This is a genomic window from Leisingera aquimarina DSM 24565, from assembly GCF_000473165.1.
Lineage (GTDB): Bacteria > Pseudomonadota > Alphaproteobacteria > Rhodobacterales > Rhodobacteraceae > Leisingera > Leisingera aquimarina.
In genome coordinates, this window is record NZ_KI421504.1 from 560,380 (window position 1) to 586,341 (window position 25,962).

Genomic DNA, 25,962 nt, shown 5'->3' on the forward strand with positions numbered 1-25,962 from the left:
TATGAAAAACTATCGCAGCACGCTCCCGCCCCTGGACTACCTGTTGTTCTTTGAGACGGTCGCCCGACACAAGAATTTCACGCGCGCAGCTGAGGAGCTGAATGTCAGCCAGGCGGCTGTCAGCAAACGCATCAAGTTTCTGGAAAGCTGGCTGGGGGTAGAGCTGCTCACCCGGAACGGACGCAATGTCGACTTGACCAAAGCCGGGCACAAGCTTGCTGCAAACGCCTCCGAGGCTCTGGAGTACCTGGCATTGGGCATTGGACAGTTGCGCCAGGGCAGCCATGACAAGCTTTCCCTCGCCTCAAATATCGCGGTGTCGCAGTTCTGGCTGACGCCGCAGGTCAATGAATATCTGCTCAGCCATGATGCCGTGCCAGTGACCGTTACCGCGTCCAACAAGGAATCGGACATTCTTAACCAAGAGCACGATGTCGTTGTCTACTACGGCAGCGACATTCCTTCAGGTTGGGAAGGCGTCGTATTGTTCGAGGAAATCTGGCAGCCCTTGGCCGCGCCCGGCTTAATCGCCCAAGCCCCTGACTTTTCGGCCAGCACCCTGCTGGATTTCGAGAAACTGGCGCTGAAATGGATCAATTGGCCCGACTTCATCGAACAGTCCGGGCACGCGGAACTGTCCGCGGCGCAGCGGGTCAACCTTGGATCTTACGGCAGTTCCCTGGATGCGGCGATCCGGGGCAAGGGCATTGCCTTGGGCAGCGCCGACGTCCTGGAATTTGAAATCGAAGCCGGGCGCCTGACCCCCTTGGAGGGCTACAAGCTGAACACCGGGCGCACCTATTTTGCCATCTGGCGGACCGGTACTCTATCCCAACGCACCCGCGATCTGCTGCGGGACGTTGGGATAGATCTCTAGGGTTCAGACCGCTTCGCGCACCGCGCTCAGAAACTGCTGTGTCCGTTCCCGCTGCGGATTGCCGAACAGCTCGGACGGATGCCCTTGCTCCTCGATCTTGCCGCCGTAGAAGAAACACACACGGTCCGAAATGTCGCGCGCAAAACCCATCTGATGCGTCACCATCAGCATGGTCAGGTTATGCTCTGACACCAGACCGCGGATCACATTTGTGACTTCGCCGATCACTTCGGGGTCCAGCGCCGAGGTCACCTCGTCAAACAGCATCACCTTGGGCCGCATTGCCAGCGCCCGCGCAATGGCAACCCGCTGCTGCTGGCCGCCCGACAGCCGTGACGGGTGCTGATCCTTCTTGGCGATCATGCCCACCAGTTCCAGCAATTTTTCCGAACGGTCGCGCGCCTCGGCCTTGGGCAGGCCCAGAACCTGCACCGGCCCTTCCATGCAATTTTCCAGCGCGGTCATATGCGGGAACAGGTTGAAGTGCTGGAAACACATGCCGATGTCGGCGCGGCGGCTGCGCAGATGGCGCTCACTGGCCGGAACCAGTTTGCCGCTCTTGGGCATATGCGTCAGCGGCTTGCCGTCCACATAAATCACCCCGCTGTTGATCTGCTCCAGCGTCATCAGCATCCGCAGCACAGTTGTTTTGCCAGAACCGGACGGGCCGATGATGGACACCATTTCGCCGGCGTTGATATCGAGATCAAGATCATCAAGGACGGTCAGCGCGCCATATGATTTGCGCACTTTGCGAAAACTCACCATCGGTGTGTTTTCACCGCTCAGCTCCATTGGAAAACCTGACATATCCAACATTATTTCAGTCCCAGTTTGCGGCGCACCCGCCCTTCCGCCAGCCGTATCAGACCGGCCGCAGGAAGAGAGATTGCCAGGAAGATGATACCCACCATCGTGAAGGGTTCGAGAAAGCGGTAATGCTCTGATCCGATCGCGTTGGCGGTGTGAATAAGCTCGGCAACCCCGATGACCGACAGCATCGGCGTATCCTTGAAAATGCCGACCAGATAGTTGCCCATGCCCGACAAAGCCGAAGGAATGGCCTGCGGAATGATGACCCGGCGGTATTTTTGCACCGTGGTCATGTTAAGCGCGATTGCCGCCTCCCACTGCCCCTTTGGCACGCTTTCGATGCCGCCGCGGTAAACCTCGGACAGGTAGCAGGAATAATGCAGGCCAATGGCGATCATCCCCGACATCCAGGGACTGAGCCGGATGCCGAACTGCGGGCCGACATAGAAGATAAAGAAGATCTGCAGCAGCAAGGGCGTGGAACGGATGAATTCAACGAATTCGCGGACAACAAAGGTCAGCCCCCGGTACGGGCTGCGTTGGGCGATGGCCAGGGCCAGCCCCAGCACCAGCGCAATTGCATAACCCGCCCCGGCCGCCAGCAGTGTGTTGCCGGTGGCCGAGACCAGCCGTGGCAGGATTTCCCAGGCAAATTCCCATTTCCAGTCAAACATGGATCAAGCCCTCCCCATTTTGCGCGCCATATAGGCTTCCAGCCAGCGCATGAAGGGCGTCACCATAAAGCGCGCCAGAACATAGTAGATGATCAAGGCCGCGCCAAAGGCCTGGGCGGACAGGAAAGTCGAGCCATTTATCTGCTTGGTCTCAAACATCAGATCGGCCACTGAGATCAGCGAGACAAGCGCCGTCCCCTTCAACAGCTCGATCATCAGATTGCCCCAGGGCGGCAGCATGTTGACCAGTGCCTGCGGCAGGATGATCCGGCGCATTCTTTGCGCCGGCGACATATTGATGGCAAGTGCTGCTTCCCACTGCCCCTTGGGGACAGACAGAATGCCGCCGCGCACAAGCTCGGCCCCGTAAGCGCCGATATTCATGCCCACCGCAACATAACCTGCGGTAAACTTGTCTATCGACAGGCCGAACAGCGGCAGAACAAAGAAAATCCAATAGAGCTGAACCAGAAGCGAAGTGCCCCGGAATATCTCGATATAGGTGACCGCGGACCCGCGCAGCAGCTTGTTAGAGGAAAGTTTCATCAGCCCCATCAAAAGGGCGATGGCCACGCCGAGAACGGCCGCCAAAAAGAACTGGGCAACCGTCATGCCGGTTCCGGCCAGCAGACGCGGCCAGTACTGGATAACGAAGTCAAAGATATTCATAGTTCCGCTCTGTCATCTTGGGAAACGTGCAGGGTGCGGCGGGTTGCAGGAACCCGCCGCCCGGACGACCTAGCGGTTGCCGCAAACCCATTCTGCAGATTTGTCACCGGGCAGATGCGAGGCGGTATAGCCGTATTCGGACACCGCATTCAGCATCCCTTCGGTGCCGATGTAACCGGCAAGTGCTGCGTTGAATTTCGCCATGAAATCGGAATCCTCATCCCGGAACCCGATGCCGACCCAGTTTTTGGTCCATTCCGGCAGCGCCGCCGGATCGGTGACTTCAAAAACCCCTTCGGACTGGTCTGCAAGGTACAGCGCCTCGAAATAGGTCAAGGCCGCCGCATCCGCGCGTCCTGCCTTCATTGCCGCCAAAGTTTCGGTCGGGCCAGGCACCTGCATCATCTGAGCATCGGTCAGGCCCTCCTTGCGCGACGCTTCAACCGTGTTGGCACCGGAATACATGATGAGGACAGAGCCGTCATCATTCAGGACATCTTTGTAGTTGTTGATGTTTTTCGGGTTTCCAGCAGGAACCAGAAAAGCGTCGCCCATGGAGCCGATCGGCTCGGAAAAGGCGATATTCTCACAGCGGCTGTTCAGAATATACAAACCGCCGGTGATCATGTCATAGCGGTTGGCTTTCAAACCGGGGATCAAACCGCCCCATTCGGTAACCGTGGTTTCAACCTCGGTGTGCCCCATTTCAGCCAGGATACCCAAAGCGATTTCATTCACAAAGCCCTTGGCATCGCCGTTCTCATCCGGAAAACCCCAGATTGGGATATTGGAAAAGCCAATGCGGATCGGCTCGCCCGCGGCAATCCGGTCATCAATCGGCCCGGCAACCGCAGCCACGGTGCTGATCACCGTTGCAGCAACAGCGCCGCCAAGTGTCTTCAGTAGTTTGTAAGTCATAGGTTCCTCCCAGAATTTAACTTGTCATTGATGTGGAGCGTGCGGCCGTTCCTTGACCGGCCTTGAACTCCCGTCACCGCGATCCAGCGCCTCCCCTGAGCGCAAAATCAGGTTCTGTGCATGGATCGCGCATTCCTCCCTACGATGCGGCCCCCCGGCGCCTGGCTGCTTCGCCTGCCTGGCATTCGAACCAGCCTATTGCCGGAAATACGCAACTCAAAATGACCTTTCTTACCGCGCTTAGATAACCGGTAGTTATGAAAGATCGCCTTGTTTCCCTTTCCTTCAGGTGCCGGACAGCATCCGTTTGCTTTGCGGGTCATAGAAGGGCGTCAGGCTGACATCGGCTTCGATGCTTTGCCCCTCCACCAGAACCGTGAACCGGCCGTCTTCAACTGCCGCCTTGTCAGTTTCGCCGTCCGGCAGGGTCAGCAGGCACAGGCCGACAGCCGCCCCGACCGTTTGCCCCCAGGCGCCGGCGGTCACATAGCCCGCGATCTTGCCGTCCCGCAGGACGGGCTCGTTGTGATGCAGCAAAGGTTCCGGGTCGCGCAGCCTGATCGAACACAGGAACGGCCCCTTGTTCTCCGCCTTGCGCGCCAGATAGGCGTCGCGCCCGATAAACGGGATGGGCTTTTCCGCCTTGCAGACAAACTCCATGCCCATCTGATGCGGCGCTTCGGTATAGGCCATGTCGTGGCCCCAGTGGACAAAGCCCTTTTCCAGCCGCAGCGCATTCAGCGCCTCGCCGCCGATCAGGCGGAGACCGAACTGCTTGCCCGCCTGCATCAGCACCTCGAACACATGTTCGGCAAAATCCGGGGTGATGAAAATCTCCCAGCCCAATTCGCCGGAATAGGACAGGCGCTGCGCGAACACCGGGGCATGGCCGATGTGGAAATGCCGCAGGCTGTTGAACGGAAACGCCGCGTGCGAGGCATCCGCATCACTGACCAATTGCAGCAGCTCGCGGCTTTTCGGCCCCATGATCCCCAGCACGCCATAGGCGGTTGTCGCATCGCGCAGGCGCACGTCCTCGCCCGGCTGGATCAGGTCGCGCAGATTCAGGTAGTCGCGCCGGGTGTGCGAGATTGAGCTCATCATCATGAAGCTCTCATCACCATGGCGCGCCACCGTCACATCGCTTTCGATACCGCCGCGTTCGTTCAGCATCAGCGTATAGGCAACCCGGCCATTGGCCATCGTCATGTTGTTGGTGCAGACCCGCTGCAGGAAGCTTTCGGCGTCGCGGCCCTCGACCATCAGCTTGCCCAGCATGGTATAGTCGATCATGGCAACCGCTTCACGTGCGGCCTTCTGTTCCTCCCGCACATGGGGGAACCAGTTCTGGCGGCCAAAGCTGTATTCATACTTCGGCTCAACCCCTTCGGGCGCAAACCAGCCGGGGCGTTCCCAGCCCTGAGCCTCGGTGAAACAGGCGCCGCGGGCCTTCATCGGGTGATAAAACGGGGTGCGGCGCAGGTTGCGGACGGTCTCGCGCTGGCGGTTCGGCCAATGCATCGCATAGGTCAGCACCAGGGTTTCCGGGCAGCGTTCCTGCAGATAGGGATCGCGCGCCTGGAATTTCTCGCAGCGCTTGGGGTCCATTTCGCTGAGGTCAATCGGCGGATGGCCGTCGATAATCCATTGCGCCAAGGCCCGGCCGGCGCCGCTGCCCGACTGGATGCCAGTGGAGTTCACCCCGCCCAGCATAAAATAGTTCGAAATGTCCGGCGCTTGCCCCAGGATGAAGCGCCCGTCGTAAGAATAACTCTCCGGCCCGTTAAAGAAGGTGCGGATGCCAGTTTCCTGCAGCAACGGCACCCGGTTCATTGCCAGTTCCAGCACCTCCATCACATCGTCCTCGACAAATGGCAGGCTGTCGAATTCAAAGTCCTCGGAAATGCCGTTCATGCCCCAGGGTTTGGCCTGAAAATGGGCAAAGCCGAACAACAGTTTACCCGCGTCTTCCTTCCAATAGGTGCCGTCGCAATACGAACGCAGCACGGGCAGATCGCTGGGCAGGTTATCAATGGCCTCGGTCACCAGATAATAGTGTTCACAAGCGTGCAACGGCACGCCGACACCATTTTGGCGACCCACCTCCCGCGCCCACATGCCGCCGCAGTTGACCACATAGTCGGCGCTGATCGTGCCCTGATCGGTGCGCACGCCAACTGCCTTGCTGCCGCGGGTCAGCACTTCCTCGACCTTGATGTTCTCCAGGATCTTCGCACCGCGCATCCGCGCACCCTTGGCCAGCGCCGTGGTCAGATCGACCGGATTGGCAGAGCCGTCGCTGGGCATGTAGATTCCACCCAGCACGCCGTCGGGGTTCATCAGCGGCCAGCGTTCCTGGATTTCAGCGGTTTTCAGGTAATGTGCCTCGATGCCAAAAAGAGCGGCAAAATCAGCTTTGCGCTTCAACTCGGCCATCCGCTCCTCATTGACCGCCACCGAGATAGAGCCTGAGCGGCGATAGCCGGGGTTTTGACCGGTTTCCGCTTCGATCTCCTCCAGCAGCTCGATGCCGTATTTGGCAAAGGCAGTGGTGGCGTGGCTGCCCTGAAGCTGCCCCACCAGGCCCGCGGCGTGCCAGGTGGTGCCGCTGGTCAGCTGCTTGCGCTCCAGCAGCACGACATCCGTCAGCCCCTGTTTGGCCAGGTGATAGGCCACCGAGCAGCCGTGAATGCCGCCGCCGATGATGACAACCTGCGCGTGGGACGGGAGTTGCTTGGTCATTCTGGTGATATCCGTGGCTTAAGTAATGATCGGAAGCTCACGCGCAGCACGGCGCGACAGCAGTTCGGCGCCATCCTCATGGATGACGATGTTTTCCTCATGCAACATCATCTTGTTGCCGCCGAAGGCGAAACCGGGTTCAAGGGTCAGCACCATGCCCGCTTCGATAACGGTATTGTCACCGGGCATCAGCGAGGGCCATTCGGTCACCTGCATGCCCAACCCGTGACCCATCCGGCCGATCTGATGGCCGCTGTAGCCGCCGTCCTCCAGCACCTTGGCCATGGCGGCCCACAGCTCCGCAGTGGTGATGCCAGGACGCGCGGCCCGCAGGCCGGCCTCTGTCGCCCGCCATGCCAGATCATAAGCTGTATTGGCTTCGTCCGAGGCGTGGCCAAAGGCATAATTCCGGTCGAAGTCGCAGCTGTAGCCGCCCCAAAGGGAGCCGGTATCGAGCAGCAGCATATCGCCGTCTGCAATCACCCGGTCGGTGGGCCGGTTGATCACGTCTGAGAAACCGCCCACACCTGAACTACCAACCAGATACGGCACGTCATCAGCGCCTTTCTGCAGCAGGTCGATCTTGAACTTAGCAAAGGCCTGGCGTTCGGTGTCGCCCGCCTTGATGTAATTCGGCAGATCCTCAAACGCGGCGGAGGCGATGCTGCAGATCCGTGCGATCTTAGCGATTTCAGAAGGGGACTTCACCATCCGCAGGCGGCGCACCGCATCGGTGCAGTCTGCAATTGAAATGCCAGCCAGCCTGCCCTGCAGTTTCTGAAGGTCAGCCGCAGGCATCCGCACATGGGTTTCATGGCCCATCGGCAGACCCAATGTTCCGCCGCCCGGCATCACCTCGCGCAAAGTATCAGCAAGCAGGGAAATACCGTCATCCCCCGGCTGCGGCGCCAGCCAGGTGCGGATATCGGAAATCCAGGTCAGCGACATGCTGGGCCCACCGATTTCCGGAATCACCGCAATGGGCGCGCCGCTGGCCGGGATCACAACGAACCAGGGCCGTGTCGGGCTAAGCCAGAAAATCGTATCAAAGCCGGTGAAATAGCGCACTTCCGGCTCGGTGGTCAGCAGCAGGGCATCCAGCCCAAGGCCCGCCATGATCTCTTGCGCTGCCGCGGTCCGCTGCTCAAATTCGCTGGTGGAGAAGCCGCGTTCGGCAGCCGGGTGCAGATCCGTCATTGCTTTAGTCCTGAGGTTTCAGCTGAGTATGGAAAAGCATGCCCGCACCGGCGACGCTGTCGCGCAGCCCGGCCAGACGGGCGAGATGCCAGGCGGTGACCTGATTGCTGGACAGAACCGGCTTGCCCAAAGCTTCTTCAGCCTCGGCAATAATGGGCAGGGCCCGCAGGCTGGTGCAGGACACAAACACGCCGTCGCAATCGTCGCGCTGGCCAACTTCCCTGACCGCAGCCAGAATACTGTTCGAAGAAATCCTAGCGACCTTGAAATCATCCGACTGATTAAAGGTTCCGATGGCATTCACCTCGAAACCCGCAGCCGCCAGGTTGTCCCGCATTTCCGTGGTCACTTCGGGAGCGTATGGCGTAACCAGCGCAATCCTTTTCAGCTTCAGGGCCTGAAGCGCTGCCTTGCAGGCGGTCAGCGGGTTGGTGGTTTTCGCCATTGGGTGCACGCTGCGCAGAAGGCCGTCCACCCGGGTTTCGCCGATCATCGTTGCACCGGATGTGCAGCAATAACCGATTGCATCGAAATCAAATGCTGATGGCAGCAACTCAGCAGCGGCCGGCAGGTCTGCTTCCATCTTGCGCAGCGTTTCGCAGGTTACCTCCATCTCGTTCGGTATCCGTGCGTGATACAAGGCGACATCATCGCGCCGCAGCAGCGTGGAAAACTCGTGCTCAAGCGTCTGGTCCGTTTGCAATACGATCAGCCCGATCCGCGCCTTTGTGCCCAGACCACCATCCGCTGCGAACTCAAGTGCCTGAATATCCGGCGCCCCGTCCATACGCTTGCCTCCAGAAATGTACGGGCTGCAGCAGCCCCTCCCCGTTGCCCCGCCGCCTTGCAATCCATGGGCAGGCCATGCAGTCAGGAAGAAGAACTCTCAATTGCTGGTATATACCAATAAACTGGTATATACCAAATAAAAACTGTGAAGGCGGTACAGTATGAGCGCGAACAACCCGGCCGAAGGAAAGAAAATGCCTGCTTTTCAGAGCGTTATTAACCACTTGCGCGATCAGATCCGTAGCGGAGAACTGCAGAACCATGCTGCGTTGCCATCGGAAAGAACCATCGGAGAGCAGTTCGGCATAAGCAGAATGACCGCCCGCCGTGCGCTTTTGGCGATCGAAATGGAAGGGCTGGCCTATAGTGCCGGGCGCCGGGGGCGATTCGTCTCGCCGCAAAGGCTGACCTATGACATCAGCAAGACTGTCAGCCTCTCGGCTCTCGCCGGCAAGGAAGAGCTCGGCCTGACGATAAAGGTGGTTTCGAAACAGATGATTGCAGCCGATGCGGCGTTGTCCGCCAAGCTGACCATCGCGGAAGGCGAGGCGCTATATAAATACACCCGGGTATTTCTGCTCAAGAGCCATCCCGCCTTCATTGAGGAGGAATACGCCATCGCCCGCGTGTTCCCCAATCTGTTTGACCACAACCTGCAACAATCAACCACGGTGCTGATGGAACAGGTATACAACATGCCGCCGCATTCCGGTGACATCACCATCCGCATGCGCGCGTTGAACGAGAAAGAGGCCGGTCTGCTGAGCTTGCCGACCTATCACGCCGGCATTGAACTGGAACAGGTGATTTACGGATCGGACGGCAAGCCATTCTGCTTTGGCCGCCAGATCTGGCGTGGCGAGCTCGCAGAATTCTCTGCACATGCCATCGTAACAGGGTAATTTGCAGTCAGACAGCGGCTTCTGATTGGCTTCTTCAAACTGCACATGCCCAACCCGGACCGCTTCGATCTTTATGATCGCCGGTGCGATGATGCCATTCGCGGCAGATGGCAGGAGGGCCAATGTCTGCTTTTCGCGGATCTAAGACAAAGTTTCGCGTTTGCAGAAAAAGACGGGTTCCCGCCTGGCCTTCAAATACCCTCGCAATTGCAGCAAGGATTGCGCGCTTGCAGCGAATGTCAGGAAAGTCCCGTCAGCAGCCTTTAGGTAGCCGGGCCCCGAACACTCCTATTGCGCCAATGATCCCCTGCTGCACATGCCAGGGGCTGCCTAGCAGTGGACGACCGCTAAGGGTTCTTAGAAGACGACAAACAATGGTGGTGCGTAGGGGAAGTTTAGTCTCAGCCGCACAGGGCTTCCTGGAAACCCTCTAGGGCCTTCATTGCGCTTGGAATCCCCTTTCGGCAGCCCACAGCTCACCGTGCTCATGGCGAATACAGTTAGCCTGAGCGGCAATCATGAAAAGATCCCGTAGAGCAAGAAGACCTGCGATCAACTTAAGAAAGAATATTTCGCAATTTTCAGCGCCCACCTCACCTTTACCGTGTGCGAGAACCAAAACTATGGGCAACTTGCGCAAAAGTATGGGTCTAAAACACGCTTTTGGGCAATCCTACAACCGATCAGAAATCCAGGTTTTCGACGCTCAAGGCGTTCTTTTGGATGAACTCGCGTCTGGGCTCGACAACATCGCCCATCAGCTTGGTGAACAGGTCATCCGCCTCGATCATATCGTCGATCCGCACTTGCAGAAGCGTCCGGGCGTCCGGGTCCAGCGTGGTCTCCCACAGCTGGTCCGGGTTCATTTCGCCCAGGCCTTTGTAGCGCTGCAGCGAGAGGCCTTTTTCGCCTTCCTCAAGGATCGCTTTCAAAAGATCCAGCGGTCCGTGAATTATCTGGCTGCGGTCGCGGCGGATCAGCTGGGAAGTGGTGCCGTAGACTTCCTGCAGGCTCTGGGTAAAGCTGCCGGTCTTTCGCGCCTCGCCGGAGCGCAGCATCGGGCCGTCCAGGGTGCGCACTTCCTCGACACCGCGCAGGATGCGGGCCAGGCGGATGCCGTGATCCTGGGTGATCCGGCCCTGCCAGCCGCGCTCATATTCCAACGCAATCAAGTCAAGCCGTTGCGCCACTTTGTCGGCTACGCCTTGCAGATCGGAATCCACCGCACCGGGCACAAAGGCGCCAGCCACCGCGGCCTGCTCCAGGATGTGGCGCGGATAGTGGGTCGGGAAGGCATCCAGAACGCGCTTCAGCTGACGGGCTTCATCCACCACCCGGGTCAGGTCGGCACCGGCCATCTCGGAGCCGTCGCCGAGTTTCAGCACTGCGCCATCGACACCCTGGTTGATCAGGTAATCATCGAGTGCTGCCTGGTCTTTGAGGTAGACCTCAGACTTGCCGCGCGCGACCTTATAGAGCGGCGGCTGCGCAATGTAGAGGTAGCCGCCCTCGATCAGCTCCGGCATCTGCCGGTAGAAGAAGGTGAGCAGCAGCGTACGGATGTGGGCACCGTCCACGTCCGCATCGGTCATGATAACAATCTTGTGGTAGCGCAGTTTTTCAATGTTGAACTCATCACGGCCTATGCCGGTGCCAAGCGCCATCACCAGGTTGCCGATTTCCTGGCTGCCCAGCATCCGGTCAAAACGCGCCCGCTCCACGTTCAGGATTTTGCCGCGCAGCGGCAGGATCGCCTGGGTCATCCGGTCCCGGCCGGTCTGGGCGGAACCACCGGCTGAGTCACCCTCAACCAGGAAGACTTCGGTCTTGGACGGGTCTTTCTCAGAGCAGTCCTTCAGCTTGCCGGCAAGGTAGTTCACATCCATCGCCGTTTTACGGCGGGTCAGTTCGCGTGCCTTGCGGGCAGCCTCGCGCGCAAGTGCGGCTTCCACGATTTTTCCGACAATCTGCTTGGCCTGATTGGGGTTTTCTTCAAACCATTCGGCCAGCTTTTCCCCCATCAGGCTCTCGACCACCGGGCGCACCTCGGAAGAGACCAGTTTGTCTTTGGTTTGGCTGGAGAACTTCGGATCCGGCACCTTGACCGACAGCACGCAGGTCAGGCCTTCGCGGGCGTCATCACCGGTAAAGGAGATTTTCTCCTTTTTGGCGATACCCGAAGACTGGGCGTAGTTGTTGATGGTCCGGGTCAGCGCGCCGCGGAATCCTGCAACATGGGTGCCGCCATCGCGCTGCGGGATGTTGTTGGTAAAGGGCAGCACCGTTTCATGATAGCTGTCATTCCACCACATCGCGATCTCAACACCGATCTCGTCCTTCTCGCCGATGATGTAGACCGGGGTCTCCATCACCGGGGTCTTGTGGCGGTCGAGGTATTTGACGAATTCCTTAACGCCGCCATCATAATACAACTCGGTTGACAGCTTCTCGGCAGGCCGCTCATCTTCCAGGATGATCCGCACGCCGGAGTTCAGGAAGGCCAGCTCGCGCAGACGCTTTTCCAGTGTCTCGAACGAGTATTCCAGATTCGAGAAGGTGCCCGTCGATGCCATAAAGCGAACTTCGGTACCGGTTTGATCGCCGCAATCGCCAACCACTTCCAGATGCTTGGCCGTGTCGCCGCGCTCAAAGCGGGCAATATGCTCCTTGCCGTCGCGCCAGATGCGCAGCTCCAGCCAATCAGACAGCGCGTTCACCACCGAAACACCGACACCGTGCAAGCCGCCAGACACCTTGTAGGAGTTGCTGTCGAATTTACCGCCGGCATGCAGCTGGGTCATGATGACCTCGGCCGCCGAGACGCCTTCTTCCTCGTGGATACCCACCGGAATGCCGCGGCCGTTGTCGCTGACGGATACGCTGGAATCGGCGTGGATCTTGACGGTCACGTGATCGGCGTGGCCTGCCAGGGCCTCGTCGATGCCGTTGTCCACGACCTCATACACCATGTGGTGCAGGCCCGAGCCATCGTCGGTGTCCCCGATATACATGCCGGGGCGTTTTCGAACAGCCTCCAACCCTTTGAGAACCTTGATGGAATCCGCGCCATATTCTGCGGGGGCCTGCTCGTTTCCGGACATTCACATCTTCCTGTCTTTGCTTCAGGATTTTATACGGAGTCTGTCCGGGATTGTCACGCGCAAGCCCCCTTTTTCCATGGCTGTTTCAGACGATTATGCTGCTAAGGCGCCAAGCTCCGACGCGGTGCTCAGCCAGGCCGCGCGCTCATCCGCACTTGACCCTTGCAATGCACCGAAATGGCAGGTCTCCACCGGATCAATTCCCACGAAATTCATAATCTGGCGCTCTACCTGAACATGCGCTGCATTGGCATAGAACTGCTCCATTAGGTCAGGTGGCGTGTCCGACGCCACCAGCACCCGGCCCGATTTTCCGGCCAAAAGCGGTTTCGGCAGGCCATCGGTCACAGTGCGCGGATCAAACGTGCGGCCGGGAAGCAGAATGCGGTCAAACAACCCCTTCAGTTTCCCCGGCATCCCGCCCCACCACAGCGGAAAGGCGAGGACCATATGCTCCGCCCATTCAAAGTCTGAAAGCACTGTTTCGATCTCGGGCTCCAGCCTCTTTGCACCGGAAAACCCGGCCTGGCCGAAATCTGCATCAAACTCCAATTGAGACAGATTATGCATGCGCACAATATGCCCTGCACCTTCTGCTGCGGATGCGTAGGCTTTGCATAGCGCCTGCGTGAAAGTGTTCTCAGCCGGATGGCCGTTCAAGATCAGTATTTTTCGGGCAGACATGCCATTCTCCATGAGTTAAGTTGACCGCGGTCACTTTATTGAAAAAAAATGACCGCGGTCAATTGTAAAAGTGACCGCGGTCAGTAACGAACCCGTGAGGATGAAGCATGACACGCGCACCACAGAAGCGGCGGCTGGAAACCCGCGCAAAACTGCTCAGCACTGCAACCGCTATCGTCCAGGATCAGGGCTATAGCGGATTGCGGGTTGAAGATGTGGTTGCCCGCGCTGGCGTCGCAAAGGGCACCCTGTTTGCCCATTTCAAGGACAAGGACGGGCTGCTGGCCGTCCTGATCGGGGAGGAAGTGACACGGCTGCTTGACGGGATGGAAACCGCAGGTGTCCCCTCGGATGTCGCTGAGCTGACCGCCCGGCTTGCACCGCATCTTGATTATGTCGCGCAAGACCGGGTGATTTTCGATCTGCTGCTCCGCTATTCAGGCACCACTGCGGATGAGCCGGATGAAGTTGTCACCGCAAGCTTCACCCGTCAGGTGACCTTGCTGACAGGCTGGCTGCAGGACATGCAGGCTGCGGGCGAGGTTCGCCGCAACCAGCCGCCGGCATTGCTGGCGGAAGGCATTCAGGCGTTTTTGAACCATGTGCTGGGCGTGTGGTTCTGCATGGAGCATGAGAACGAAGCGCGCCCGGCCCAAGCGCTTGAACCTTACTTGCAGGCCTGGCTGCAACCGCCCGGCTAAAGAACCGGGATCGCCAGCCCCACACAGATCAGCAGCCCGCCGGAAACCAGATTGATGCGCCGCAGGATCCGGGGCGAGGCAATCGCCCGCCGGACCCGGTGCACCATCCCGGCCAGCGCGAGGTTCCCAGCCAGCGGGACTGCAAAGGACAGCATTACAATGGCGGCAATGTCCGGCCAGGTTGTGCCTGACAGATCGAAGAACCCCGGCAGAACGCCCATATAGAACAGGATTGCCTTAGGGTTGCCCAGGATCACGGCAATTCCCGCCATGAACCCGGCCCAGACACCGGGCCGGGTGAGGCCCCGCCTTTCCTGCACCGCTTCGCCCGCATGGCGGATAAGCAAAAAGCCCATGCCAAGGAACATCAGGCAGGCTAGCCAGCGCAGCACAGTCATGATGCCGGTGAATTCGGACACCACCCAGGACATCCCCGCAACTGCGATCAGCGGCCACAGGATATCACCGCAGGCAACCCCCAACGCCAGCGGCCAAGCCGCCTGAAACCCGCCGGACACCGAGCGCGCCATCAGTGCCAGCCAAACCGGGCCAGGCGTTAGAAACAGGATCAGCAAGGCCCCCGCATAGAGGGTAAGATCCCAGGCTGAGACCGTCATATTTGCAGAACCTCCGACGTGCCGCCACTGTCAGAGACTTCCAGCAACTGCGCCCGGCCTGCCAGTTCACCAAACAGCTCCGGCCCGGTGCCCGTCATCCAAGCCTGGGTTCCCAAAGCGCAAATCTCGTCATACAGGGCAGCGCGGCGGCCAGCGTCCAGATGCGCGGCAACCTCATCCAAAAGCAGGATCGGCGGCGCGCCTTCCCGCTGCGCCAGCGCCCGCGCGTTGGCCAGGATCAGCGACACCAGCAGCGCTTTCTGCTCGCCGGTCGAACAATCCTTGGCCGGGATACCCTTGGCCTGATAGGTGCCGATCAAATCTGTCCTGTGCGGTCCGACAAGGGTCCTTCCTGCCGCGAGATCCCGGAACCGGCTTTCCTCCAGCGCCTCTTTGAAGTCCGCCTCAGAAGACGGCATGCTGCCTTCCGATTGCAGCAGCTCCAGCTCAGCCGCCGGAAAGGCGGTTTCCGCCTCCGCCTGCGCCATTTGCAGCAGATCCACCGACTGCACGCGGGCGGTGTGGATCCGGTGCCCGGCGGCGGCCATCCGCTCTTCCAGTACCCGGTACCAGCCGGCATCACGCACCTGTTCCTTCAACAGCCGGTTACGTTCCCGCATTGCTTTTTCATAGGCCAGCGAGGCCTCGGCATGGGCGGGCTCGAAGCTCAGCGCGATCCGGTCCAGAAACCGGCGCCGTCCTTCGGCAGCTTCTATCCACAACCGGTCCATCGCCGGGATCAGCCAGACCACCCGGGCCACCTGCCCCAGGGCAATCTGGCTGGCGGATTTATTGTCGATTTTCACCTGCCGTGCATTGCCGCCTTCGGACCAGGTTTCCACCTCATAGGCCTGCGAGGGTGCCCGCAGTTCACCCTTCAGTTTCCACCCGAGCGCTTCGGGCTGGCGCGCCATGTCGGCGGCACTGGCGCGGCGCAACCCGCGGCCCGGCGAGAACAGAGACACGGCTTCCAGGATATTGGTCTTGCCCGCGCCATTGCTGCCGTGAATGGCCACCGGGCGACCGTCCAAATGCATTTCCGCCCGCAAATGCGAGCGGAAATGGGACAGGGTCAATGCGGTCAGAGCCAGCACGCAGGCGCCCTCTTCCTCTTGCTAAAAATATCCCCGCCGGAGGCAGCGCCGACAGGCGCTTCAGACACGCATCGGCATCACGACGTAAACAGCGCTTTCGTCGCTGCCTTCGCGCATCAGGGTCGGATCGCCGGAGGAGTTGAACATGAACACAGCGTTTTCGCGGTCCACCTGATTGGCAATTTCCAGCAAGTACTTGGCGTTAAATCCGATTTCCAGACGTTCGTCGTTATAAGCCACCGCCAGCTCTTCCTCGGCAGCGCCGCTGTCCGGCGCATTGACCGACAGGATCAAACGGTCCTCTTCCAGCTGCAGTTTCACCGCGCGGGAACGCTCCGACGACACCGTTGCCACCCGGTCCACGGCCTGCGCGAACTCGGAGGCATCCACTTCCAGGCGGCGGGTGTTGCCGGCAGGGATCACCCGGGTGTAGTCGGGGAAGGTGCCGTCGATCACTTTGGAAGTCAGGGTGATGTTCGGGGTGGCAAAGCGCACCTTGGTTTCCGAAACCGACACCGCGATGTCCATGTCGTCATCGTCCAGCAGTTTGCGCAGTTCGCCCACGGTCTTGCGCGGAACGATCACGCCCGGCATGTCCTCGGCACCCAGCGGCAGCTCGGAGTCAATCCGCGCCAGGCGATGGCCGTCGGTGGCAACAGCACGCAGAACCTTGCCGCCTTCGGCACTGTTGGAGACATGCAGATAGACACCGTTCAGATAATACCGGGTCTCCTCGGTGGAGATTGCAAACTTCGACTTGTCAAACAGGCGTCGCAACACCGCGGCCTTGGCGGCGAAGTTGGAGTGGTACTCCGACGACGCCATCACCGGGAAGTCTTCCCGCGGCAGTGTCGCCAGCGAGAAGTTCGACCGGCCCGCGTCAACCGTCAGGCGGCCAGTCGCTGCATCTGCGCTCAGTGTGACCAGCGCGCCGTCAGGAAGCTTGCGGACAATCTCGTGCAGGGTGGTGGCGGCCACAGTGGTTGCCCCGGCGCGCTCGACCTGGGCGGGGGCCTTGTCGACCACCTCGATATCCAGGTCAGTGGCGCGGAACTGGACGCTGTCGCCTTCGGCTTCGATCAGCACATTCGCCAGAATCGGAATGGTGTTGCGGCGCTCTACCACCGACTGTGCCTGAGCCACAGCCTTGAGAAGCGTGCCGCGTTCGATGCTGATCTTCATGTCCCAAATCCTCTTCGTCATGCCCGTGTCAGTAGCCGGGACAAGCAACCTACCTGTTTACCCCTGCCGTACAAGGCTTTTTATGGATTTCTCCAAGGGTTTCCCGGCGGGGTCAAGGGGGGCTGCGCGGCTGGGCCGCGAAACCCGAGGAAACGTTGCAGCAGAACCCGGAACTGTCCCCGCGGGGACAGAGCTGCAGAACCCAGGCTTGTTCCCATGGGGACACTTACGAAAAACGCCCCGGCGCTTGGACCGGGGCGTAATACGGGGCAGGTGAAAACACTGGAGAGGTGCTTAGGCCTTCACCCGCTCCGATTTCGGATCATACATCGGCTTAAGCGAGGCCTCGGCCTTCACCTTCACACCGCAGACGTCGATCTCATAGGTGGAGCCCAGCACATCCGCCGCGCTTTCGCCTTCGCACGGCACATAGCCCATTCCTATGGCAGCGCCTAGGGTGTGGCCGTAGTTGCCTGAGCTCAGGTAGCCCACATATTTGCCGTCGCGAATGATCGGCTCGTTGTGGAACAGCAGCGGCTCGGCGTCGGTCAGTTTGAACTGAACCATGCGGTTCTTGGGGCCGGTTTCCTTACGCTCCAGCACCGCGGCTTTGCCGATGAAATCGTCCTTGTCAGTCTTCACCGCAAAGCCCAGACCTGCATCGATCACATTGTCCTCGCAGGTGATGTCGTGGCCGAAGTGGCGGAAGCCCTTCTCGATCCGGCAGCTGTCCATCATGTGCATACCGCACAGCTTGAGCCCCATGTCCTGTCCCGCCTCGTGAAGCGTTTCGAACGCGTGGCCCGCCATGTCGGCGCCAACGTAGATTTCCCAACCCAGTTCGCCCACGTAGGTCACCCGGTGCACACGGGCAAGGCCCATGCCCAGTTCGATCTCTTGCGCGGTGCCGAACGGGTTCACCTCGTTGGAGAAATCATTGGGTGAGACTTTTTGCAGCAGCTTGCGGGCGTTCGGGCCCATCACTGCCAGCACGCCCTCGCCTGCGGTGACATCGGTGATCACCACGCGGTGCTCGCCCACATGGCGCATCATCCAGGTCTGATCGGCCAGACGGGTCACCGCCGGGGTCACCACCAGATAGGCGGTCTCGGTCAGGCGGGTGACAGTAACGTCTGCCTCAATCCCGCCGCAGGAGTTCAGGAACTGAGTGTAGACGATCTTGCCTGCCGGCACTGACAGGTTGGCGCCGCAGATGTAGTTCAGAAAGGTTTCGGCATCCGGGCCTTCGACGCGGATCTTGCCGAAGGAGGACATGTCGTACATGCCGACGTTTTCGCGTACAGCCCTGTGTTCAGCTGCCGAATTCTCAAACCAGTTCTGGCGCTTCCAGCTGTACTGGTATTCGCGCTCCTGGCCTTCGTTGGCAAACCAGTTGGCACGCTCCCAGCCGCCGATTTCGCCCATCACAGCGCCCTGATCCAGCAAGTGATGGTGGAACGGTGTGCGGCGCACGCCGCGGGCGGTGGCCTTTTGACGGTAGGGGTAGTGGTCGGCGTACAAGAGGCCCAAGGTCTCTTTGGAGCGCTCGAACAGGTAGTGCTTGTTTCCCTGGAACGGGTGCATCCGGGAGATGTCCACGTCGCCCAGATCAAAGGGTTTCTGGCCGTCTTCCATCCACTGCGCCAGCGCCATGCCAGCGCCGCCTGCCGACTGGATACCGATCGAGTTGAAGCCTGCGGCAACCCAGAAGTTGTCCATCTCGGGCGCCAGGCCCAGATGGTAGGCATCATCCGGGGTGAAGCTCTCGGGGCCGTTAAAGAAGGTATGGATACCCGCCTCGGCCAGCATCGGCATCCGGTTGCAGGCGGCTTCCAGAATCGGCTCGAAGTGGTCGAAATCCTCGGGCAGCTGGTCGAATTCGAACGTGTCCGGGATGCCGTTCATCGCCCAGGGCTTGGCATTCGGCTCAAACGCGCCCAGCAGGATCTTGCCAGCGTCTTCCTTGTAGTAGGCGCATTCGTCCGGCACCCGCAGAACCGGCATCTGGGTCAGGCCGGAAATACCTTCGGTCACGATGTAGAAGTGTTCACAGGCGTGCAGCGGCACGTTGACGCCTGCCATGCGGCCAACCTCATGCCCCCACATGCCGGCGCAGTTCACCACCATGTCGGCCTCGATATGGCCCTGGGATTGGCCGTCGTCGCTGACCCAATCGACGCCGGTAACGCGGCGGCCGTCCTTGGAGATGCCGGTGACCTTAATGCGTTCCTTGACCAGCGCGCCGCGCTGGCGGGCGCCTTTGGCCAGGGCCAGTGCGATGTTGGCGGGATCACCCTGGCCGTCTTTCGGCAGCCACACACCGGCAGTCACGTCGCCGACGTTCAGGTGCTCGTAGCGGGTTTTCACTTCCTCGGGGGAGATTTCCTCAACCTCGACACCAAAGGCGCGCGCCATGGCGGCCTGGCGGAAGATCTCTTCCTTGCGTTCTTCGGTCAAAGCAACGGTTATCGAGCCGCAGCGTTTGAAGCCGGTTGCAACGCCGGTTTCTTCTTCCAGCGCGCCATAAAGTTCCTGGCTGTATTTCGCCAGCTTGGTCATGTTGGCAGTTGCGCGCAACTGGGCGATCAGGCCCGCGGCGTGCCAGGTGGTGCCCGAGGTCAGCTGCTTGCGCTCCAGCAGCACCACATCCTTCCAGCCCAGTTTGGTCAAATGATAGGCCACCGAGCAGCCGATCACGCCGCCGCCGATAATGACCACGCGGGCCTTGTTGGGAAGATCGCTCATGTCATCGCTCCACAGTCAGTGTTTGCGCCTGATTATCATGGATAGGCGGCGCAAAATGCATCAAAAACGCCAAGTTTCCCCGGCTATTCTCCGGCTTTCAGGATATTTCCAGCCCCGTCTTCCCCCAGCCGGCGGCGCTTGCGCAGGGCAAAGGGGGTGATGCCGAAGAAGCTTTTGTAGAGCGAGGAAAAGCCATTCGGGAAGCCGCAGGCAAGGCCGATCTCCCGCACGCTCATGGTGGTGTTCAGCAACAGGTTATTGGCCTTAGACAGCCGCATTTCCCGGTAAAACCCGTTGGGCGTGGTGCCGAGGAAGGTCTTGAACTTGCGCTCCAGCGAGCGGGTTGAGATGCCCAGCTCATCCACGATTTCGCTGATCGGCACCGGTTCTTCGATATTGTCCTGCATGATCCGGATGCAGTGGTCCAGGTCGCTGTCGCCTGTGATCGTCGGCTTGGCACCGGCAAAGGGCTGCAACGAGGAAAAATCCCGCACCTGTTCGTGCAGCATGATGTTGGCCACGGTCATCTGCGCCGCGGCGGAGGTGAGCCGCCCGACCAGCGCCAACACGATATCAACGGTGGACCCCATGCCGGCACAGGTCACCACCAGTCCATCCTCGCTGGCCAGGGCATGGCTGGAATCGTTCAGCCCCATGCGCTCACGCAGAAGCGCGGAATTTTCCCAATGGGTGGTCAGCCGGCCGGACGCGCCGCCCTGATCGCGGATGTAGCGGGCCGCAGCCTCGGCCAGCAGGTAGACCTTGCTGCCGCGGCAGGTGTAGCTGGAGATTACCCTGCCAAGACTGAGGCCGGGATCGTCCGGGTCCGAGTTGCCAAGAAAGAAAGCAAAATCAGCCGTCGGCTTAACCACGAAAGCTTCGGTGTCGACGCTAAGGCCCGCCTTACAGCCGACGCGCCCGCCCTGCAGGGACCGCATGGTCCATTTGAACGGCGGCTGCGCAAGCACCCGGTTGGCGATCCGCAGCACTTCGACCACAGCCGACATCTCCGTCAGCACAAACCCTTCGCTGACGATAATGTCGATGCTCCAGATCCGGGCCGGATCCGCAGCTTTGAGTTTGCCTTGAGATGCCATGCTGATCCCCCTGTCAGACGATCCGATGCCCGGCCGCGCGCAGCTGGCGGGCCAGTTCGGCAATGTGTTCCGGGCCAACTTCGCAGCAGCCGCCCACGATGGTGGCGCCCTGCGCGACCCAACCCATCGCAAATTCCGCATAAGGTTCGGGTCCCAGGTCCTGGCGCTGTTCCAGGGCATCCACAGTGGGGGCGTCCTGCAGGAAGCCCTCCGAAATCCGGGTGAAGCCGTTTGCGAAGGCCCCAAAAGGCTTACCGAAACCTCTCACGATGTTCAGTCCTTCGCCGATGACCTCTGGCCGGGAACAGTTGAGCAGAACCGCATCGGGCTGGAATTTCTCAATCAGCGGGGCAAGCGCGGCCAGCGGCTCCCCCGAGCGCAGCACTGTGCCGTCTTCGTCTGAAACAGAGACCGCCAGCCAGACCGGATTGTCCGCTTCTGCACAGCCCAGCAGCGCGCCTTTGGCATGTTCCAGCGAGGAGACGGTTTCGATCAGGAAGAGATCAGACTGCGGGCCGAGCAATTTGACCAGTTCGGCGTAGGCAAGCTTTGCCTCTTCCGCCGGCGGGCAGATGTCAGGGCGGTAGGAGGCGATCAGCGGGCCAAGAGCCGCCGCGATACGGCCCGAGCCATGGGCGTCCCGCGCTGCAGCAGCTTGCGCGGCGGCCTTGTTCAGAAGCTCTTTGAAATGATCTTCCAGACCAGCGCGCTGCAACCGGTCGCGCAGAACCGCATAGGTGTTTGTAGTGGCAATAGTGGCGCCTGCGGCAAAGTAATCGGCATGGATCCCGCCGACCACCTCGGGCCTGTCAACCATCACAGCGGTGGACCACAAAGGTGTTGCGCGGTCGCCGGACCGTTTGACAACCTCTTGCCCGATCGAGCCATCCAGAAGCGTGATCTCAGCCATAGCAAACTGTCCTTATCTTGGTGCGCCTGCGCCGCCAGGATACAGGAAATGATCCGGCGGCGCGGGCTGTCTTTCATTGGGTGTCAGCCCGGATCATTGCGGCCCGGGCTGATGCTGGTTGATCAGGCGCGCAGGCGCTCGTTGGCCGGATCCCACAGCGGTTCGTCTTTCTGAACCACTGCACGGCATTTCTGCCCGTAAATCTCGACCTCCAGTTCGGTGCCCGGCACCGCCAGATCGGTGCGCACGGTGCCCAGCGCGATGGAGGCGCCCACACGGTAGCCCCAGTCGCCCGAGGTGGTTTCGCCCACGATTTCACCATCTTTCCAGACGCAGGACATATAGGGTGCGTCGGCGTCGCCGGCCTCAACGATCATGGTAACAAAAGTCTTTTTCGGACCCTGCTGCTTTTCGCTTTGGATCGCAGTCTTGCCCGGGAAGTCCTGCGGCTTGTCCAGCTTGATGAAACGGCCGAGGCCACCTTCGAGCATGGTGAAGTCGGTGGAGAGATCGCCCTTCCAGGTGCGGTAGCCCTTCTCAATCCGCAAGGAGTTCAGCGCGTACATGCCAAACGGCTTGGCACCGCCTTCGATCAGGGCCGCGTAGATGTCACCCTGATGCGCGTTGGCGCAGTGGACCTCCCAGCCGAGTTCGCCGGCGTAAGACACCCGCGCCAGGAAGGCGGGCTTGCCTGCGACGGTGGCTTCCTGGTGGGTCAGCCAGCCGAGCGACAGATCAGCGTCGGAGATACCCGCGAACAGTTCACGCGACTTCGGACCGGTGACGATCATGGTCGCGAAGTCTGTGGTGCGGTCTGTCAGGGTCAGCCCGGACGGCAGCGCTTTGCGCAGGATCTCGAAGTCGTGCCACTGGGCCGAGCCTGCGGTGATCATGGTGAAGTGGTCTTCGCCGTGACGCACACAGGACATCTCGGTCAGGATACGGCCGCGGTCGTCCGAGAAATAGACCAGGTTCATCCGGCCTACCTTGGGCAACCCGCCGGTCACCAGGCCGCGCAGGAACTCCGCGGCGCCTTCGCCATCCAGATTGAAGCGCGAGAAGCCCGGCAGATCCAGAACACCGACGCCGTCACGCACGGCTTCGCATTCTTCCTTGATGCGCTGCTGCCACGGGCCGGAGCGGCCCCAGGTGTGGGTGGCTTCTTCAGACGTGTCATCACCCGGCTGCGCAAACCAGTTGGCGCGTTCCCAGCCGTTGTAAGCACCCATCACGCCGCCCAATTCCTTAATCTTGGCATGCACCTGGCTGACCTTCTTGCCGCGCGCGGCTGGCCATTCGTGATGCGGGAAGTGCATGGCGTATTCGTTGCCGTAGACTTCCATGCCCTTCTGGTCGCAATAATCCTGATCGGTGTAGTCGGTGTAGCGGCGCGGATCGACCGCCCACATGTCCCACTCAGTCTGACCATCGACGATCCATTCCGCCAGCACCTTGCCAGCGCCGCCGCCCTGGGCGATGCCGAAGGTAAAGACGCAGGCCTCGAACGCATTGTCGACACCCGGCATCGGGCCGATGAGCGGCAGCCCGTCGGGGGCATAGGGAATCGGGCCGTTGATGACGCTGGACACGCCAGAGGATGCCATCAGCGGCACCCGCTCCATGGCGTCGGTCACGATGTCCTCGATCCGGTCCAGATCGTCCGACCACAGCTGGAACGAGAAGTCGTCTGGCATCTGATTGTCTTCGGTCAGCCACTCGCCTTTGCAGTTGGGCTCGTAAGGGCCGAGGTTGTAGCCATTCTTTTCCTGGCGCAGGTAATAGGAGACATCCACGTCGCGGATCAGCGGCAGCTTCTTGCCGTGTTCCTTGCTCCAAGCTTCGACTTCATCGATCTGTTCAGTCAGCAGGTACTGGTGCGACATCACCATCATCGGAACGGTGCGGCCGCCATAGGGCTTGAACCACTCACCGATACGCTGGGCGTAGTAGCCGGCGGCGTTCACCACATAGTCGCATTCGATGTCGCCCTTTTCGGTGTGCACGATCCAGGTCTTGTCCTCCTTCTGGGTGACGCCGGTGGCCGGGCAGAAGCGGATAATCTTCTGCCCCATATCGCGGGCGCCTTTGGCCAGCGCCTGGGTCAGCTGTGCCGGATCGATGTCGCCATCGGACGGATCCCACAGCACGCCTTCCAGATCATGGGTCTCCAGGAACGGGTAGTTCTCCTTGGCCTGTTCCGGTGTCCACATTTCCATTTCGATGCCCTGGTAGCGGCCCATCGAACAGGCGCGCTCGAACTCCTGAATCCGCTCCTTGGTGTGGCCCAGGCGGATCGAGCCGGACTGATGGTAGTTCATCGGGTAATCGACTTCTTCACCCAGGCGCGCATAGAGCTCGGTCGAGTAGCGCTGCATGTTCATGATCGCCCAGGAGGTCGAAAAGGTCGGCACGTTGCCCGCGGCGTGCCAGGTCGAGCCGGCGGTCAGCTCGTTCTTCTCCAGCAGCACACAATCGGTCCAGCCCTTCTTGGCCAGATGATACAGAGACGATGCGCCGATGACGCCGCCGCCGATGATGACCACACGGGCCTTGGTTGGAAAATCAGACATGTTCGCTCCCTAATCTCAGTCTTCTTGCGGCACGCCGTCCGCAATCTCGTAGTAGTCGCCCTTGGAGGCGGCAAAGATGTGCTTTTCGACGCTGAGACCGGTGTTCCCGTCGACAGAGCCCAAAGCAAAACTTGTGGTGTCTTCGTCATGTGCCTTCCAGAACAGGAAGGATCCGCATCGCCGGCAGCTGCCGCGTTTGGCCGCTGCGCTGGCCTCAAACCAGTTGACCGGACCAGTGATGTTAAGATCTTGGTCGCGCACATAGGCCGAGGACCAAATGCCGCCCGATTGTTTGCGGCACTGGCTGCAATGGCACATGGACGCGCCCTGCGGCTGCGCCGCGGTTTCAAAGCGGATGTCACCGCAAAGGCAGGATCCGTTGATCATTATCCCCTCCTAGTAGACCGGCGGTGCAATCACCCAGACGGCCACTGCGGGCTCATCATAGGGATTCGACCACTGGTAAGGTTCGTGCTTAATCCGGAAGCTGTCGCCCGGACCGACAGTGAAGCTGCGGCCGCCAATCAGCAGGTCCAGCTTGCCCGAAATCACATAGCCAACCTCTTGCGTCGGCCTGTTAGCGGGCGTTTGCATCCGGGAATTCGGCTGGAAGGTGGAGTGCACCATCTCGAAGTCGTCGGTCAGGTCGGGTGACAGCAGCTCTTCGATCAGCCCCTCTTCACCCGAGCCCATCGGGCGGCGGGAACCGGCACGAACGATGTAGCCATGCTCATCTGCGGGGGCGCCGGAATGGGCAAACAGCATAGACATCGGCACGCCTAGGGCCTCAGCAATCTGGCGCAGATCAGAGATTGAGGGTTCGGACATATCCCGCTCAACCTGGCTGAGCCAGCCGACCGAACGGTTCAGGATCGCGCCGATATCTGATAGGGTCAGCCCGCGGGCCTTGCGCAAGGCCCGGATGTCTGCCCCCAATGTCGCCGCTGCCAGGGTCTGATCGTTCACCGGCTCTCTCTCCGTTCGTGAAAAAATCCTCTCGTTTTTCACGATGCCTTGAGTTCGTGAAATTTCCAAGCCTTTTTTCACGAGCCGCCCGCAAGCCAAGAAAAAAACCCAACGCATTCAGGCGCCGGGCTGCTTCTTTCTGGTGAAAATACCCTGGGGTGAGGCCGCAGGCCGAGGGGCAAAGCCCCTGAAAGCGCGAATCAGCTCTGGCTGAAGACCTTCCGCAGGATTGCAGCCAGCTGCTCTGCGTCTTCCTCGGCAAATGCGTCCGGCTGGTCGCTGTCGATATCAAAAACCCCGATCAGCGCACCTGCGGCATTCCAGACCGGCAGGACCAGTTCCGACCGGGTGGATGAAGCGCAGGCGATATGGCCGGGAAAGGCATCCACATCCGCCACCAGCTGCACCTCGCCGGTGCGTGCCGCCGCGCCGCAAACACCGCGGGAGAACGAGATTTGCAAACAGCCGTGTCCGCCCTGATACGGGCCGATCTTCAACAACTCCGGCGCAACGGCGCGGTAAAAGCCGGTCCAGTTGAACCGGTCGTCGGCGTGGTGCACCTCGCAGGCGACAGTGGCCATGAGCGCGATCTCATCCGTCTCACCTTCGGTCAGCGACGCGATGGTCTTGGCAAGGGTTCCGTAATCGGCCTGCATGTCTGCCTCTCCTTCAACGCATTGAGGGGGCTGTCTGCCCCCTCTTGACCTCACGGTC

General features: G+C 60.4%; 22 protein-coding genes. 3 read left to right on the plus strand and 19 right to left on the minus strand.

Annotated elements, in window-relative coordinates; genetic code table 11:
• Window position 1 precedes the first annotated feature (1 nt).
• Complete coding sequence (locus AQUI_RS0106580) at window positions 2-877, plus strand: LysR family transcriptional regulator (RefSeq protein WP_245596873.1); 876 nt, start codon at window positions 2-4, stop codon at window positions 875-877.
• A 3-nt stretch (window positions 878-880) separates the two neighbouring features.
• On the opposite strand, the gene ehuA is transcribed toward AQUI_RS0106580, so the two are convergent.
• From ehuA to AQUI_RS0106615, 7 genes are all read right to left on the minus strand, one after another.
• A complete protein-coding gene (gene ehuA / locus AQUI_RS0106585; RefSeq protein ID WP_027256793.1) occupies window positions 881-1,696 on the minus strand; it encodes an ectoine/hydroxyectoine ABC transporter ATP-binding protein EhuA in 816 nt (271 codons plus the stop codon).
• On the minus strand, window positions 1,696-2,364 hold the full coding sequence (ehuD, locus tag AQUI_RS0106590) for an ectoine/hydroxyectoine ABC transporter permease subunit EhuD (protein WP_027256794.1): 669 nt from the start codon (window positions 2,362-2,364) through the stop codon (window positions 1,696-1,698). The genes ehuA and ehuD overlap by 1 nt, the downstream gene beginning before the upstream one ends.
• Window positions 2,365-2,367: 3 nt before the next feature.
• Window positions 2,368-3,033 (minus strand): ectoine/hydroxyectoine ABC transporter permease subunit EhuC, encoded by a 666-nt coding sequence (gene ehuC / locus AQUI_RS0106595; protein WP_027256795.1) that lies wholly within the window; start codon window positions 3,031-3,033, stop codon window positions 2,368-2,370.
• 69 nt (window positions 3,034-3,102) lie between these two features.
• Entirely contained in the window at window positions 3,103-3,951 is an 849-nt protein-coding gene (locus AQUI_RS0106600; protein WP_027256796.1) for a transporter substrate-binding domain-containing protein, read from the minus strand.
• Between the two features lie 285 nt (window positions 3,952-4,236).
• Window positions 4,237-6,693, minus strand: coding sequence for a GcvT family protein (locus tag AQUI_RS0106605; RefSeq protein WP_027256797.1), 2,457 nt, complete (start codon window positions 6,691-6,693; stop codon window positions 4,237-4,239).
• A gap of 18 nt (window positions 6,694-6,711) precedes the next feature.
• The gene (locus tag AQUI_RS0106610; protein ID WP_027256798.1) at window positions 6,712-7,890 is read right to left on the minus strand and encodes a M24 family metallopeptidase; all 1,179 of its coding nucleotides are present in this window, start codon (window positions 7,888-7,890) and stop codon (window positions 6,712-6,714) included.
• A gap of 4 nt (window positions 7,891-7,894) precedes the next feature.
• A complete protein-coding gene (locus tag AQUI_RS0106615; RefSeq protein WP_027256799.1) occupies window positions 7,895-8,677 on the minus strand; it encodes a maleate cis-trans isomerase family protein in 783 nt (260 codons plus the stop codon).
• A 163-nt stretch (window positions 8,678-8,840) separates the two neighbouring features.
• On the opposite strand from AQUI_RS0106615, the gene AQUI_RS0106620 reads away from it, so the two are divergent.
• Window positions 8,841-9,581, plus strand: a complete 741-nt coding sequence (locus AQUI_RS0106620; RefSeq protein ID WP_027256800.1) for a GntR family transcriptional regulator — start codon at window positions 8,841-8,843, stop codon at window positions 9,579-9,581.
• Window positions 9,582-10,264: 683 nt separating this feature from the next.
• Here AQUI_RS0106620 and gyrB read toward each other — a convergent pair.
• On the minus strand, window positions 10,265-12,682 hold the full coding sequence (gyrB, locus tag AQUI_RS0106625; RefSeq protein ID WP_027256801.1) for a DNA topoisomerase (ATP-hydrolyzing) subunit B: 2,418 nt from the start codon (window positions 12,680-12,682) through the stop codon (window positions 10,265-10,267).
• 93 nt (window positions 12,683-12,775) lie between these two features.
• Complete coding sequence (locus AQUI_RS0106630; protein ID WP_027256802.1) at window positions 12,776-13,366, minus strand: NAD(P)H-dependent oxidoreductase; 591 nt, start codon at window positions 13,364-13,366, stop codon at window positions 12,776-12,778.
• 107 nt (window positions 13,367-13,473) lie between these two features.
• Here AQUI_RS0106630 and AQUI_RS0106635 point away from each other — a divergent pair, with 107 nt between their 5' ends.
• On the plus strand, window positions 13,474-14,067 hold the full coding sequence (locus AQUI_RS0106635; RefSeq protein WP_027256803.1) for a TetR/AcrR family transcriptional regulator: 594 nt from the start codon (window positions 13,474-13,476) through the stop codon (window positions 14,065-14,067).
• Here AQUI_RS0106635 and AQUI_RS0106640 read toward each other — a convergent pair.
• The 10 genes from AQUI_RS0106640 to AQUI_RS0106690 form a co-directional block, all read right to left on the minus strand.
• The gene (locus AQUI_RS0106640) at window positions 14,064-14,684 is read right to left on the minus strand and encodes a LysE family translocator (protein WP_027256804.1); all 621 of its coding nucleotides are present in this window, start codon (window positions 14,682-14,684) and stop codon (window positions 14,064-14,066) included. The two genes, AQUI_RS0106635 and AQUI_RS0106640, sit on opposite strands and share 4 nt — an antisense overlap.
• Complete coding sequence (recF, locus tag AQUI_RS0106645) at window positions 14,681-15,778, minus strand: DNA replication/repair protein RecF (protein ID WP_027256805.1); 1,098 nt, start codon at window positions 15,776-15,778, stop codon at window positions 14,681-14,683. The genes AQUI_RS0106640 and recF overlap by 4 nt, the downstream gene beginning before the upstream one ends.
• 60 nt (window positions 15,779-15,838) lie before the next feature.
• Entirely contained in the window at window positions 15,839-16,960 is a 1,122-nt protein-coding gene (dnaN, locus tag AQUI_RS0106650) for a DNA polymerase III subunit beta (protein ID WP_027256806.1), read from the minus strand.
• A gap of 294 nt (window positions 16,961-17,254) precedes the next feature.
• Window positions 17,255-19,705: a GcvT family protein gene (locus tag AQUI_RS0106655; protein WP_027256807.1), complete on the minus strand. Its 2,451-nt coding sequence runs from the start codon at window positions 19,703-19,705 to the stop codon at window positions 17,255-17,257.
• An 83-nt stretch (window positions 19,706-19,788) separates the two neighbouring features.
• Complete coding sequence (locus AQUI_RS0106660) at window positions 19,789-20,802, minus strand: GlxA family transcriptional regulator (protein WP_027256808.1); 1,014 nt, start codon at window positions 20,800-20,802, stop codon at window positions 19,789-19,791.
• Between the two features lie 13 nt (window positions 20,803-20,815).
• A complete protein-coding gene (locus AQUI_RS0106665) occupies window positions 20,816-21,712 on the minus strand; it encodes a homocysteine S-methyltransferase family protein (protein ID WP_027256809.1) in 897 nt (298 codons plus the stop codon).
• Between the two features lie 122 nt (window positions 21,713-21,834).
• Complete coding sequence (locus AQUI_RS0106675) at window positions 21,835-24,282, minus strand: GcvT family protein (RefSeq protein WP_027256810.1); 2,448 nt, start codon at window positions 24,280-24,282, stop codon at window positions 21,835-21,837.
• A gap of 15 nt (window positions 24,283-24,297) precedes the next feature.
• Window positions 24,298-24,669 (minus strand): GFA family protein, encoded by a 372-nt coding sequence (locus AQUI_RS0106680; protein WP_027256811.1) that lies wholly within the window; start codon window positions 24,667-24,669, stop codon window positions 24,298-24,300.
• Between the two features lie 9 nt (window positions 24,670-24,678).
• Entirely contained in the window at window positions 24,679-25,248 is a 570-nt protein-coding gene (locus AQUI_RS0106685; protein WP_027256812.1) for a helix-turn-helix domain-containing protein, read from the minus strand.
• A gap of 200 nt (window positions 25,249-25,448) precedes the next feature.
• On the minus strand, window positions 25,449-25,904 hold the full coding sequence (locus tag AQUI_RS0106690) for a GAF domain-containing protein (RefSeq protein WP_027256813.1): 456 nt from the start codon (window positions 25,902-25,904) through the stop codon (window positions 25,449-25,451).
• Window positions 25,905-25,962 lie beyond the last annotated feature (58 nt).

What these genes read in the sequence shown, in the direction of transcription:
- AQUI_RS0106690 (WP_027256813.1), bottom strand. Translation starts at nt 25,904, where the DNA reads ATGCAGGCCGATTACGGAACCCTTGCCAAGACCATCGCGTCGCTGACC.
- AQUI_RS0106665 (WP_027256809.1), bottom strand. Translation starts at nt 21,712, where the DNA reads ATGGCTGAGATCACGCTTCTGGATGGCTCGATCGGGCAAGAGGTTGTC.
- AQUI_RS0106680 (WP_027256811.1), bottom strand. Translation starts at nt 24,669, where the DNA reads ATGATCAACGGATCCTGCCTTTGCGGTGACATCCGCTTTGAAACCGCG.
- ehuD (WP_027256794.1), bottom strand. Translation starts at nt 2,364, where the DNA reads ATGTTTGACTGGAAATGGGAATTTGCCTGGGAAATCCTGCCACGGCTG.
- gyrB (WP_027256801.1), bottom strand. Translation starts at nt 12,682, where the DNA reads ATGTCCGGAAACGAGCAGGCCCCCGCAGAATATGGCGCGGATTCCATC.
- AQUI_RS0106655 (WP_027256807.1), bottom strand. Translation starts at nt 19,705, where the DNA reads ATGAGCGATCTTCCCAACAAGGCCCGCGTGGTCATTATCGGCGGCGGC.
- AQUI_RS0106620 (WP_027256800.1), top strand. Translation starts at nt 8,841, where the DNA reads ATGAGCGCGAACAACCCGGCCGAAGGAAAGAAAATGCCTGCTTTTCAG.
- ehuA (WP_027256793.1), bottom strand. Translation starts at nt 1,696, where the DNA reads ATGTTGGATATGTCAGGTTTTCCAATGGAGCTGAGCGGTGAAAACACA.
- AQUI_RS0106635 (WP_027256803.1), top strand. Translation starts at nt 13,474, where the DNA reads ATGACACGCGCACCACAGAAGCGGCGGCTGGAAACCCGCGCAAAACTG.
- dnaN (WP_027256806.1), bottom strand. Translation starts at nt 16,960, where the DNA reads ATGAAGATCAGCATCGAACGCGGCACGCTTCTCAAGGCTGTGGCTCAG.
- AQUI_RS0106615 (WP_027256799.1), bottom strand. Translation starts at nt 8,677, where the DNA reads ATGGACGGGGCGCCGGATATTCAGGCACTTGAGTTCGCAGCGGATGGT.
- AQUI_RS0106630 (WP_027256802.1), bottom strand. Translation starts at nt 13,366, where the DNA reads ATGTCTGCCCGAAAAATACTGATCTTGAACGGCCATCCGGCTGAGAAC.
- AQUI_RS0106640 (WP_027256804.1), bottom strand. Translation starts at nt 14,684, where the DNA reads ATGACGGTCTCAGCCTGGGATCTTACCCTCTATGCGGGGGCCTTGCTG.
- AQUI_RS0106660 (WP_027256808.1), bottom strand. Translation starts at nt 20,802, where the DNA reads ATGGCATCTCAAGGCAAACTCAAAGCTGCGGATCCGGCCCGGATCTGG.
- AQUI_RS0106605 (WP_027256797.1), bottom strand. Translation starts at nt 6,693, where the DNA reads ATGACCAAGCAACTCCCGTCCCACGCGCAGGTTGTCATCATCGGCGGC.
- ehuC (WP_027256795.1), bottom strand. Translation starts at nt 3,033, where the DNA reads ATGAATATCTTTGACTTCGTTATCCAGTACTGGCCGCGTCTGCTGGCC.
- AQUI_RS0106580 (WP_245596873.1), top strand. Translation starts at nt 2, where the DNA reads ATGAAAAACTATCGCAGCACGCTCCCGCCCCTGGACTACCTGTTGTTC.
- AQUI_RS0106675 (WP_027256810.1), bottom strand. Translation starts at nt 24,282, where the DNA reads ATGTCTGATTTTCCAACCAAGGCCCGTGTGGTCATCATCGGCGGCGGC.
- AQUI_RS0106610 (WP_027256798.1), bottom strand. Translation starts at nt 7,890, where the DNA reads ATGACGGATCTGCACCCGGCTGCCGAACGCGGCTTCTCCACCAGCGAA.
- AQUI_RS0106600 (WP_027256796.1), bottom strand. Translation starts at nt 3,951, where the DNA reads ATGACTTACAAACTACTGAAGACACTTGGCGGCGCTGTTGCTGCAACG.